Origin of the sequence: Mycobacterium sp., from assembly GCF_025965855.1 — a bacterium.
Taxonomy (GTDB): Bacteria; Actinomycetota; Actinomycetes; order Mycobacteriales; family Mycobacteriaceae; genus Mycobacterium.
Genome location: NZ_JAOPWB010000029.1, coordinates 1 through 10,687, shown reverse-complemented (window position 1 = coordinate 10,687; position 10,687 = coordinate 1). Strand labels below are relative to the sequence as shown.

Annotated in this window: 13 protein-coding genes, 1 tRNA gene and 1 pseudogene; 11 read left to right on the top strand and 4 right to left on the bottom strand. The window is 69.1% G+C overall.

The features are described from left to right. Together JWP83_RS02380 and JWP83_RS02375 are read right to left on the bottom strand one after the other, a co-directional pair. Positions 1–1,794: ATP-dependent DNA helicase (locus tag JWP83_RS02380; protein ID WP_297725412.1), on the bottom strand; the 1,794-nt coding region annotated here is incomplete at its 3' end. After that, positions 1,791–3,098, bottom strand: a complete 1,308-nt coding sequence (locus JWP83_RS02375) for a nicotinate phosphoribosyltransferase (RefSeq protein ID WP_297725410.1) — start codon at positions 3,096–3,098, stop codon at positions 1,791–1,793. The genes JWP83_RS02375 and JWP83_RS02380, both read right to left, overlap by 4 nt. A gap of 55 nt (positions 3,099–3,153) precedes the next feature. On the opposite strand from JWP83_RS02375, the gene clpS reads away from it, so the two are divergent. The 9 genes and pseudogenes from clpS to rdgB all read left to right on the top strand — a co-directional run bounded on the left by clpS (position 3,154) and on the right by rdgB (position 9,144). Then, positions 3,154–3,459 (top strand): ATP-dependent Clp protease adapter ClpS, encoded by a 306-nt coding sequence (clpS, locus tag JWP83_RS02370; protein ID WP_066928670.1) that lies wholly within the window; start codon positions 3,154–3,156, stop codon positions 3,457–3,459. A gap of 25 nt (positions 3,460–3,484) precedes the next feature. Beyond that, positions 3,485–4,084: a DUF2017 domain-containing protein gene (locus JWP83_RS02365; protein ID WP_297725407.1), complete on the top strand. Its 600-nt coding sequence runs from the start codon at positions 3,485–3,487 to the stop codon at positions 4,082–4,084. Further along, positions 4,081–5,121, top strand: coding sequence for a P1 family peptidase (locus tag JWP83_RS02360; protein ID WP_297725405.1), 1,041 nt, complete (start codon positions 4,081–4,083; stop codon positions 5,119–5,121). Before JWP83_RS02365 ends, JWP83_RS02360 begins: the two co-directional genes overlap by 4 nt. A gap of 5 nt (positions 5,122–5,126) precedes the next feature. After that, a pseudogene (gene cysM / locus JWP83_RS02355) lies at positions 5,127–5,408 on the top strand (cysteine synthase B); the annotation flags it as partial. Further along, complete coding sequence (locus JWP83_RS02350) at positions 5,405–6,076, top strand: rhomboid family intramembrane serine protease (protein WP_297725403.1); 672 nt, start codon at positions 5,405–5,407, stop codon at positions 6,074–6,076. The pseudogene cysM and the gene JWP83_RS02350, both read left to right, overlap by 4 nt. Then, entirely contained in the window at positions 6,073–6,888 is an 816-nt protein-coding gene (gene murI / locus JWP83_RS02345) for a glutamate racemase (RefSeq protein ID WP_297725401.1), read from the top strand. Before JWP83_RS02350 ends, murI begins: the two co-directional genes overlap by 4 nt. 70 nt (positions 6,889–6,958) lie before the next feature. After that, the gene (locus tag JWP83_RS02340) at positions 6,959–7,741 is read left to right on the top strand and encodes a cyclic nucleotide-degrading phosphodiesterase (protein WP_297725399.1); all 783 of its coding nucleotides are present in this window, start codon (positions 6,959–6,961) and stop codon (positions 7,739–7,741) included. 27 nt (positions 7,742–7,768) lie between these two features. Continuing rightward, complete coding sequence (rph, locus tag JWP83_RS02335; protein WP_297725397.1) at positions 7,769–8,548, top strand: ribonuclease PH; 780 nt, start codon at positions 7,769–7,771, stop codon at positions 8,546–8,548. Continuing rightward, a complete protein-coding gene (gene rdgB, locus JWP83_RS02330) occupies positions 8,545–9,144 on the top strand; it encodes an RdgB/HAM1 family non-canonical purine NTP pyrophosphatase (protein WP_297725414.1) in 600 nt (199 codons plus the stop codon). Before rph ends, rdgB begins: the two co-directional genes overlap by 4 nt. Positions 9,145–9,324: 180 nt before the next feature. On the opposite strand, the gene JWP83_RS02325 is transcribed toward rdgB, so the two are convergent. Together JWP83_RS02325 and JWP83_RS02320 are read right to left on the bottom strand one after the other, a co-directional pair. After that, complete coding sequence (locus JWP83_RS02325) at positions 9,325–9,675, bottom strand: DUF3817 domain-containing protein (protein ID WP_297725395.1); 351 nt, start codon at positions 9,673–9,675, stop codon at positions 9,325–9,327. Further along, positions 9,672–10,052, bottom strand: coding sequence for a hypothetical protein (locus tag JWP83_RS02320; protein ID WP_297725393.1), 381 nt, complete (start codon positions 10,050–10,052; stop codon positions 9,672–9,674). Before JWP83_RS02320 ends, JWP83_RS02325 begins: the two co-directional genes overlap by 4 nt. Positions 10,053–10,156: 104 nt before the next feature. Here JWP83_RS02320 and JWP83_RS02315 point away from each other — a divergent pair. Both JWP83_RS02315 and JWP83_RS02310 read left to right on the top strand, forming a co-directional pair. Further along, positions 10,157–10,244, top strand: a tRNA-Leu gene (locus JWP83_RS02315). A 90-nt stretch (positions 10,245–10,334) separates the two neighbouring features. Next, a complete protein-coding gene (locus tag JWP83_RS02310; RefSeq protein WP_297725391.1) occupies positions 10,335–10,652 on the top strand; it encodes a hypothetical protein in 318 nt (105 codons plus the stop codon). The last annotated feature ends 35 nt before the right edge of the window (positions 10,653–10,687 follow it).

Below are 10,687 nucleotides of genomic sequence, written 5' to 3'. Positions count from 1 at the left end.
CACGGCCATGAAGCCGTTGCCGCCGCGCGCGGCCACCGCGCGCTGTCGCGCGCCCAGCAGCGGGTCGTCGGGCCGGGGGAACGGGATGCGGTCGATCAGCACCAGTGACAGCGACGGCCCCGGCACGTCGACGCCCTGCCACAGCGACAGGGTGCCGAACAGCGAGGTCTCCTCGTCCGCGCTGAACTGCTCGACCAGCGCGGAGGTGCCGTCGTCGCCCTGGCACAGCACCGGCGTCGACAGCCGCCCGCGCATGGCCTCGGCGGCGGCCCGGGCAGCCCGCATCGACGAGAACAGCCCGAGGGTGCGCCCGCCGGCGGCGGTGATGAGCTCGGCGATCTCGGTGAGCTGCTCCGCCGAGCCGGTGCCGTCCCGCCCCGGCGGCGGGAGATGGGCGGCCACGTACAAGATTCCGGTCTTCGCGTGCTGAAACGGCGATCCCACATCGAGGCCACGCCACGCCGCAGGCTCCTCAGCGTCCGTCCCCGCCAGGCCCCAGGCCGCGGCCATCGCGTCGAAGGACCCGCCGATCGCCAGCGTCGCCGACGTCAACACCGTCGTCGAACGCGTAAACACCTCGTTTCGCAGCAAGCCGGCGACCGACAGCGGCGCCACCCGCAGCACGGGTCGCACCGCACCCCGATTGTCCTCGTGATCGAGCCAGACCACGTCGGTGCGATCCGGGATGGGCGGTGTGAACGACGTAAGGATGCGCGACGCGGTGTCGGATATCTCGCTCAGCGCCGCAACGGCTTCGGCGCGCGCGGACGCCGCCTTGGCGTCACTGGTGTCGATCGCCGACCGCGCCGCGGCGGCCACGTCACGCAGCGCCGTGAGGTACGTCGCCATTTCGTCGCCGAGGCGGTCGATGCGACCCGGCGTGGCGTCGTGGATGGCGGCGGCGAAGTTGGCGGTCGTCGCCTCCAGCCGCTGGGTCAGTTCGGGATCCACCAGCCGGGTGATCCGCCGCGCGGCGACGCCGAGGGCGGCCGACGTCAGCTCCGCGGTGGCCACCGACGTCACCCTGTCGACCAACTCGTGCGCCTCATCGACCACCAGCAGCGCGTGTTCCGGCAGCACCGCCGATTCCGCGACGGCGTCGATGGCCAGCAGCGCGTGATTGGTGACGACGACGTCGGCCCGGCCGGCGTCTGCTCTTGCCCGCTCGGAGAAGCACTCGGAGCCAAACGGGCAGCGCGCCACGCCCAGGCATTCGCGGGCCGAGACGCTCACCTGTGACCAGGATCGGTCCGGCACACCGGGCTTCAGGTCGTCGCGGTCGCCCGAATCGGTCGTCGACGCCCAGGCGGTGAGCCGTTGCACGTCGCGGCCCAGCGCGGTGGCCGCCACGGGATCGAAGAGCTCTTCCTGCGGCCGCTCGTCGTCGGACTCGCCTGCTGCGGCACCGTTATGGATCTTGTTCAGGCACAGATAGTTTCGTCGCCCCTTCAGCAGCGCGAATCGGGGCGGGCGCGGCAGCGCATCGGTGAGCGAGCCGGCCAGCCGGGGCAGGTCGCGATCGACGAGTTGACGCTGCAGAGCGATCGTGGCCGTCGACACGACGACCGGGGTGTCATCGCTGACCGCGCGGACGATGGCGGGAACCAAGTAGGCCAGCGACTTGCCGGTCCCGGTGCCGGCCTGCACGACGAGGTGCTCGCCGGTTTCGAAGGCCCGCTCGACCGCGCCGGCCATCTCCACCTGGCCGCCGCGCTCGCTGCCGCCGAGCGCGGCCACGGCGACGGCGAGCAACTCGGGCACGGACATGTCGGACGTGGTTACCCCCTCGCTCATGCCCGGAGCTGTGTCGTCGGGATCGCGGGCTCGCCGTGCGATAGTTTCAATCCCTCCCACGGCAGGCTGTGCAGGCCGGAAGCCACCAGCTCCCGCGCCGCCGACAGGTCCGGATCGGACACCACGACTCCGCCGCGGACCAGCGGCGTCGTCACCACTCGGCACGGTTCGGTGGTCGCCGGCGCGCGACCCGCCGGATGCACCACCTCCTCGGTGATCGTCCCCGTCGGGCGTGCCAGCCGTAGCGCCTCTTTGCGGCCGCCGTGGGATTCCTTGTGGCTGCTTCGCTTTTGCACGGGCATGCCGTCCACCTCGACCAGCTTGTAGACCATACTCGCGGTCGGCGCGCCCGAGCCGGTCACCAGCGACGTGCCGACGCCGTAGCTGTCGACCGGCTCGGCGCGCAGGGCGGCGATGCTGAACTCGTCGAGATCGCCGGACACCACGATCCGGGTTTGCGTGGCCCCCAGCCCGTCGAGCTGTTCGCGCACCTGACGGGCCAGCATCCCGAGGTCGCCGGAGTCGATGCGAACGGCACCGAGGCCGGTGCCGGCGGCGGCCACGGCGTTGGCCACGCCGGCCGTCACGTCATAGGTGTCCACCAGCAGCGTGGTGCCGGCGCCCAACGCGTCGACCTGGGCGCGAAACGCCGCCATCTCTGCCATTTCCGGGGGGGTGTCCCGGTGGGTGTGCAGCATGGTGAACGCGTGCGAGGCCGTACCCTCGGCGGGAATTCCGTATCGCCGCTGGGCCTCCAGGTTGGAGGACGCGGCGAAGCCGGCGATATAGGCGGCGCGGGCCGCGGCGACCGCGGCCAGTTCATGGGTTCGGCGGGATCCCATCTCGACGATCGGGCGCTCCCCGGCCGCGCTGACCATGCGTGCCGCCGCCGATGCGATCGCCGTGTCGTGGTTGAAGATCGATAACGCCAACGTTTCGAGAACAACGCATTCGGCGAAGCTGCCGGTCACCGAAAGCACCGGCGATCCGGGGAAGTACAGCTCGCCTTCGGCGTAGCCGTCGATATCTCCGGCGAACCGGAAATCGCGTAGGTAACCCACGGTGTCCGGGTCGAGGAATCCCGCCAGCAACTCGCACGCCTCGTCGTCGAACCTGAACTGCGGCAACGCTTCCAGCAGCCGGCCGGTCCCGGCGACCACGCCGTAGCGGCGGCCGTCGGGCAGCCGGCGGGCGAACAGTTCGAACGTGGTCCGGCGGTTAGCGGTGCCGTCGCGCAGCGCCGCCGCAAGCATGGTCAACTCGTACTTGTCGGTCAGCAGCCCAGCCGGGACCGGCGCGTTCATGCCGCAACGGTAACGGCTGGCGGCGGCGGGCGTGAGCGTCGGTATCGTGGGGACCATGGTTGTTGCGTCAGCACCCACCAAACCGGGCACTACCGGCCAACGTGAGTCCGCTCCGGTCGACGTCACGGCCAGCCCGTGGGTCACCATCGTGTGGGACGACCCGGTCAACCTGATGACCTATGTGACGTATGTCTTCCAAAAGTTGTTCGGCTACAGCGAGCCGCACGCCACCAAGCTGATGCTGCAGGTGCACAACGAAGGTAAGGCAGTGGTCTCGGCGGGCAGCCGGGAATCCATGGAAGTCGACGTGTCCAAGTTGCACGCCGCCGGTTTGTGGGCGACGTTGCAGCAGGACCGGTGAGGTTCGAGGCAGTCCGGGACTCCTTGTGCGCAAATGGAAGCGCGTCGAGACCGCCAACGGTCCCCGTTTTCGGTCCACCTTGGCCTCCCACGAGGCTGCCCTGCTCAGGAACCTCGTCGGCGCGATGATCGGCTTGCTCGGCGAACGCGAATCTTCCTCGCCCACAGACGAACTCGAGGAAATCACCGGCATCAAGACCGGACACGCCGAACCGCCAGGCGATCCGACGCTGCGCCGGCTGCTGCCGGATTTCCACAATCCGGACGAACCGGATGGCCCGGACGACCAAGCGGCCGGCGACACCCCCGATGGCCTCAACGCCGCGCTGCGCAGTCTGCACGAGCCGGAGATCATCGCGGCTAAACGCGTTGCGGCACAACGGCTTCTGGATACGATTCCGGACAACGGCGGCCGTTTCGAGCTGACCGAGGAGGACGCGAACGCCTGGATCGCGGCGGTCAACGACATTCGGCTTACGTTGGGGGTCATGCTCGAGATCGGGCCGGAGGGGCCGGATCGCCTGCCGGCCGACCATCCGCTGGCCGTGCACTTCGACGTGTACCAGTGGCTGACCGTCCTGCAGGAGTATCTGGTCCTGGCATTGATGGGGGGATCGGCCGGATGAACTGCATCACCGATGTCGGGGGCATCCGCGTCGGTCACTACCAGCGACTCGACCCCGACGCGTCGCTGGGCGCCGGTTGGGCCTGCGGCGTCACGGTCGTGCTGACCCCGCCCGGGACGGTCTGCGGCGTCGATTGCCGCGGCGGTGCGCCCGGCACCCGGGAGACCGACCTGCTGGATCCGGCCAACATCGTCCGGTTCGTCGACGCGGTGTTCCTCGCCGGAGGCAGCGCCTACGGCCTGGCGGCCGCCGATGGCATCATGCGCTGGCTCGAAGAGAACGAGCGTGGCGTGGCCATGGATGGCGGCGTGGTCCCCATCGTGCCCGGTGCGGTGATCTTCGACTTGCCCGTCGGCGGTTGGGACCGCCGGCCGACGGCCGAATTCGGCTATGCGGCCTGCGAAGCCGCGGCCGGCGGGGCGGGTGCCGTTATGGCCGTCGGGACCGTCGGCGCGGGCGTCGGAGCGCGGGCCGGGGTGCTCAAGGGCGGTGTCGGGTCGGCGTCGGCGACGCTGCCGTCCGGTGTCACCGTCGGCGCCGTCGTCGTGGTGAACTCCGTGGGCGAGGTCGCGGACCGCGCGACCGGTCTGCCGTGGATGGCGGACCTGATAGCAGAGTTCGCGCTGGCGTCACCGCCGGCCGAGCAGATCGACGCGTTCGCGCAGTTGCCGTCGCCGTTGAACCCGCTGAACACCACCATCGCGGTGGTTGCGACCGACGCCGTGCTGAGCCCGGCCGCGTGCCGGCGCGTCGCGATCGCCGCTCAGGACGGGCTGGCCCGCACCATCCGCCCGGCTCACACCCCGCTGGACGGCGACACGGTGTTCGCGCTTGCCACGGGGGCGGTCGAGGTGGCGCCGGCCGTCAGTTCGAAACCGCCGCCCGCCGCTTTCTTGCCGGAGACGGGGATCGTCACCGAGATAGGCGCGGCCGCGGCCGACTGCCTGGCCCGCGCGGTGCTGGCCGGGGTGTTCGCCGCCGAATCGGTGGCCGGAATACCGACCTACCGCACCGTGCTGCCCGGAGCATTCGCCTGACGAGAGGCGTGCACGCGCTGCGCAACATCGACGAAGGCTTCGTGCCCGACCTGTGCGACCCGGACGTTCTGACCACCCTGGACGCCGAGGGAATCTTTGCGGGCATCTCGACCGGCGCCGTGCTGCACGCCGCCCTGGGAACGGGCAAGAAGGCTCTCAACGCCGGCGAGCGCGCCGACATCGCGTTCGTAGTCGCCGACGCCGGCTGGAGGTATCTGTCCACCGGGGCCTATGCCGGTAGCCTGGACGATGCCGAGAACGCTCTAGAAGGGCAGCTATGGGCATGACCCCGCCGACAAAACATCCGCGTACGCCGCAGGCCAAGAAGCGGCCGCGTTGGATGGTTGGCGGGGCCACGATCCTCACGTTCGTGGCGCTGCTGTACCTCGCCGAACTGATCGACCAGCTAAGTCGGCATTCCCTCGACGGCAACGGGATCAGGCCGCTGGAAGCCGACGGCCTGCGCGGGATCATTTTCGCGCCACTGCTGCACGCCAACTGGCAGCACCTGATGGCCAACACGATCCCGCTGCTGGTGCTGGGTTTTCTCATGACGCTGGCCGGATTGTCCCGGTTCGTCTGGGCCACCGCGATCGTCTGGATTCTGGGCGGATTCGGCACGTGGCTCATTGGCGATTTGGGGAGCAGCTGCGGCCCGACCGATCACATCGGGGCCTCTGGCCTGATCTTTGGTTGGCTTACCTTCCTACTGGTGTTCGGGTTGTTCGTCGGCCGAGTGCGGGACATCGTCATCGGGCTGGTGGTGTTGTTCGCGTACGGCGGCGTCCTGCTCGGCGCAATGCCGGTCCTCGGCCAGTGCGGTGGCGTGTCGTGGCAGGGCCACCTGTGCGGCGCCATCGCCGGCGTCGTGGCCGCTTACCTGTTGTCCGGTCCCGAACGCAAGGCTCGCGCGGTGAGAAACGCCGGCTCTGGTTCGCGGCGTCCCAAGACATGAACTCGCCATTGGCGCCCGTCGGGATCTTCGACTCCGGCGTCGGGGGACTGACCGTCGCGCGGGCGATCATCGACCAGCTGCCCGACGAGGACATCGTCTACGTCGGCGACACCGCCAACGGACCGTACGGCCCACTCTCCATTCCCGAGGTCCGCGCGCACGCGCTGGCCATCGGTGACGACCTTGTCGACCGCGGGGTCAAGGCGCTGGTGATCGCCTGCAACACGGCGTCGGCGGCCTGCCTGCGCGACGCCCGCGAGCGCTACGACGTCCCCGTCGTCGAGGTGATCCTGCCGGCGGTGCGCCGCGCGGTCGCCACCACCCGCAACGGGCGCATCGGCGTCATCGGCACCCGGGCGACCGTCAACTCGCACGCCTATCAGGACGCGTTCGCCGCCGCCCGCGACACCGAGATCACCGCGGTGGCGTGCCCGCGGTTCGTCGACTTCGTCGAGCGCGGCGTGACCAGCGGGCGTCAGGTGCTCGGCTTGGCCGAGGGCTATCTGGAGCCGCTGCAGCGCGCGCAGGTCGACACGTTGGTGCTGGGGTGCACGCACTACCCGCTGCTGTCCGGGCTGATTCAACTGGCGATGGGCGAGAACGTCACGCTGGTGTCGAGCGCCGAGGAAACCGCCAAGGAAGTGCTCCGGGTGCTCACCGAGAAGGACCTGCTGCGCCCGCATGACGCGCCGCGGGCCACCCGGGTGTTCGAGGCCACCGGCGACCCCGAGGCGTTCACCAAATTGGCCGCGCGATTCCTGGGTCCCGCGGTGACCGGGGTGCAGCCGGTGCATCAGTCCCGGATCCGCTAGCGCGGGGGAGATTCTGATCACATCAAAGCGGCGATGTTTTCTCCATCGTGCTATCGGGCATGGCACAGTAGTGTCCGTGCGAATAACCGTGCTCGGCTGCTCGGGCAGCGTGGTCGGTCCGGATTCGCCAGCATCGGGTTATCTGCTTCGGGCGCCGGATACCCCGCCGCTGGTGCTCGACTTCGGCGGCGGTGTTTTGGGCGCGCTGCAGCGCTATGCCGACCCCGGTTCGGTCCACGTGCTGTTGTCGCACCTGCACGCCGATCATTGCCTGGATGTGCCGGGCCTGTTCGTGTGGCGCCGCTACCATCCGTCGAAGCCGCTCGGGAAGGCGTTGTTGTACGGCCCCGGCGACACCTGGTCCCGGCTGGGCGCCGCGTCGTCGCCGTACGGCGGCGAGATCGACGATTGCTCGGACATTTTCGACGTTCGTCACTGGGTCGATGGTGAGCCGGTGACGTTCGGCGCGCTCACCGTGACGCCGCGCGTGGTGGCGCACCCCACCGAGTCGTATGGCTTGAGGATCACCGATCCCAACGGCGCGTCTTTCGTCTACAGCGGCGACACCGGCCTGTGCGACCAGCTCGTGGAGCTGGCCCGCGGCGCCGACGTCTTCCTCTGCGAGGCCTCCTGGACGCACGCGCCGGATCGCCCGCCCGCGCTGCACCTGTCGGGCACGGAGGCGGGCAGGGTTGCCAGGCAGGCCGGCGTTCACGAGCTGCTGCTGACGCACATTCCACCGTGGACTTCGCGTGAGGACGTGATCAGCGAAGCCAAGGCCGAGTTCGACGGTCCCGTGCACGCGGTGGTATGCGGCGAGACGTTCGATGTCCGCCGCTCCGAAAGGGTCTGAGCACCCGGCGTTGGTTAGGGTTACTGGGTGTCCAAACGAGAAGACGGGCGCCTCGACGACGAGCTTCGCCCGGTAGTCATCACCCGCGGATTTACAGACCACCCCGCGGGTTCGGTACTGATCGAATTCGGTCACACCAAGGTCATGTGCACCGCCAGCGTCACCGAGGGGGTACCGCGCTGGCGAAAGGGGTCGGGCCTGGGGTGGCTCACCGCCGAGTACGCGATGCTGCCGTCGGCCACGCACACGCGCTCCGACCGCGAGTCGGTGAAGGGCCGGCTCAGCGGGCGCACCCAGGAAATCAGCCGGCTGATCGGCCGGTCGCTGCGGGCGTGCATCGACCTGCGGGCGTTGGGGGAGAACACGATCGCCGTCGACTGCGACGTGTTGCAGGCCGACGGCGGCACCCGCACGGCGGCCATCACCGGCGCCTACGTCGCGTTGGCCGACGCGGTGACCTACCTGTCGGCGGCCGGCAAGCTTTCGGATCCGCGGCCGTTGTCGTGTGGCATCGCGGCGGTGAGCGTCGGCGTCGTCGACGGCCGGATCCGGGTGGATCTGCCCTATGAGGAAGACGCGCGCGCCGAGGTCGACATGAATGTCGTGGCCACCGACACCGGGACCCTGGTGGAGGTCCAAGGGACCGGCGAGGGCGCGACGTTCCCGCGCTCGACGCTGGACAAGCTGCTCGACGTGGCGCTCGCCGCGTGCGACGAGTTGTTCGCCGCGCAGCGCTTGGCGCTAGAGCTGCCGTACCCGGGCGTGCTGCCCGAGGGATCAGCGCCGTCGAAGGCTTTCGGCAGCTGACCCGGCTGCTGGTCGCCAGCCGCAACCCCAAGAAGCTGGCCGAACTGCGCCGCGTGCTCGACGGCGCTGGCCTGTCGCGGTTGACGCTGGTGTCGCTGAACGACGTGGCGCCGTTCGACGAGGCGCCCGAAACCGGTGCGACGTTCGAGGACAACGCCCTGGCCAAGGCGCGGGATGCGTTCGCCGCGACGGGCCTGGCCTGTGTGGCCGACGACTCGGGTTTAGAGGTGGCCGCGTTGAATGGAATGCCCGGCGTGCTGTCGGCGCGGTGGTCCGGTAACCACGGCGACGACGCCGCCAACACCGCACTGTTATTGGCGCAGTTGCGTGACGTTCCCGACGAACGGCGCGGCGCGGCGTTCGTGTCCGCCTGCGCGCTGGTCTCGGCGTCCGGGGAGGTCGTAGCCCGCGGCGAGTGGCCCGGCGCCATCGCGCGGGAGGTCCGCGGCGACGGTGGGTTCGGCTACGACCCGGTGTTCCTTCCTGAGGGGAGCGACCGGACCGCGGCGCAACTCAGCCCGACGGAGAAGGACGCGGTGTCGCACCGCGGTCGCGCACTGGCGCTGTTGGTGCCAGCGCTTGGGGCGCTCGCCTGAGCGGGCCTCTAACCACATGCGCCACAACAGCCCTCCGCAAAGTGGGTGGTTGACTTTTTGCCCGCCTCGCAGCGACAAGCTGGCCATCAATCGAATCAGTCGCTATGGGGGGAGAGAAAGTGCGCGCCGCCGCCGGGGGAGACCCGTGTGGCGGGTGTGACTTAACAACAGACAGGATCCCTAAAGCCCGAAGCGCGCTTTGACGTCCTTCGTCTGGAAGTGCTCGACGATGATGCCGAGCAGCGGAATGGTGCCGGAAAGCAGCACTCCGATGGTTTTGGCGATCGGCCAGCGCACCTTGATCGCGAGGTTGAACGCCGCCAGCACGTAGACGAAATAGACCCATCCGTGCACCACTTCGATCCAGCGGATCTCGTGGTGGAAGGCCAGGTGCGAGACGATCTCGTAGCACAGCGCGATGAGCCAGAGCCCCGTCGTCCACGCCATGATCCGGTAGGCGAGCAACGCGGTGCGGATCTTCTCGACGGGGAAGGCGGGCGCTGGCGCCCCGGGCGTCTCGGGTGTCGTCATGCGGTGGTCCTGTTCTGCTTCTCGGCATCGTGTTCAGCGAGCTCGGCCAGGTATGCGTTGTACTCCCGCAGCGCGAGATCCTCGGGTGGCGGCTGCGCCGGCTTGGGCCGCTCGGGCAGTAGCCCGGCCGGTATCTCGGTGACGGCGCCGTCGTTCCGCGGTTGTGGCGGCTCCTCCTCGTAGCGCACGAACTTGCGGTAGGCGTAGACGCAGAACCAGGCGAACAGCGGCCACTGCAGCGCATAGCCAAGGTTCTGGAAGGTGCCCGAGGCCGACTCAAACCTGGTCCACTGCCACCAGCCCAGGGCCAGGCAGCCGCACGCCGCGACGATCACCAAAGCGATCAACGCGGGCCTTCGACGATGGGTAGTGGACACCACTTGACCGTACCGCTCACCTTTTGGGCCCGACGAATTCGTCGAGGCGTGCCAGGGCCCGCCGACAGATTCCTCGATGAGCAGAGCGGTACGATCGGCACGCTGCGGGCGTGGCGAAATTAGGCATACGCGCCGGCTTTAGGTGCCGGTGCTCGAAAGAGCGTGAGGGTTCGAGTCCCTCCGCCCGCACCATCTCTGAAGCGCCACGTAGGCTCCCGTGCCCAAGTTTCGTTGCTCAGTCCGCGGGTAAACGCGATGGACCGCACAAATGGAAGGCGCGCCATGGCCACCGGACAGGAGCCACTCGAGCAGGCCGTCACGGCCGAAGATGTGGACCGCGCGGAACACAGGGCCGCAGCGGCCCGCAAACGGGCCGCACTCGCAGGCCTCTCGGCGGCCCGGAGTTTCGAGGAGTCCGCGCGCCAACACGAACAGGTCGCCATGGTGCAAGACCAGACCGTCGAACTAGGCGCATCTCACCCCGAAGAGCACCGCACTTTCGCGGCCCGCCATCGCCAGGCAGCAGCCGACGATCGCAAACTGGCCCACCAGAAGCGAAAAGAATCCGAAGCCGACCTGACCCTAGACACCGACAGATAGCGATCAGCCGAACAGCTCGCGATGCTTTTCGACGT

What these genes read in the sequence shown, in the direction of transcription:
- JWP83_RS02350 (WP_297725403.1), top strand. Translation starts at nt 5,405, where the DNA reads ATGACCCCGCCGACAAAACATCCGCGTACGCCGCAGGCCAAGAAGCGG.
- JWP83_RS02310 (WP_297725391.1), top strand. Translation starts at nt 10,335, where the DNA reads ATGGCCACCGGACAGGAGCCACTCGAGCAGGCCGTCACGGCCGAAGAT.
- murI (WP_297725401.1), top strand. Translation starts at nt 6,073, where the DNA reads ATGAACTCGCCATTGGCGCCCGTCGGGATCTTCGACTCCGGCGTCGGG.
- JWP83_RS02360 (WP_297725405.1), top strand. Translation starts at nt 4,081, where the DNA reads ATGAACTGCATCACCGATGTCGGGGGCATCCGCGTCGGTCACTACCAG.
- JWP83_RS02325 (WP_297725395.1), bottom strand. Translation starts at nt 9,675, where the DNA reads ATGACGACACCCGAGACGCCCGGGGCGCCAGCGCCCGCCTTCCCCGTC.
- clpS (WP_066928670.1), top strand. Translation starts at nt 3,154, where the DNA reads ATGGTTGTTGCGTCAGCACCCACCAAACCGGGCACTACCGGCCAACGT.
- JWP83_RS02375 (WP_297725410.1), bottom strand. Translation starts at nt 3,098, where the DNA reads ATGAACGCGCCGGTCCCGGCTGGGCTGCTGACCGACAAGTACGAGTTG.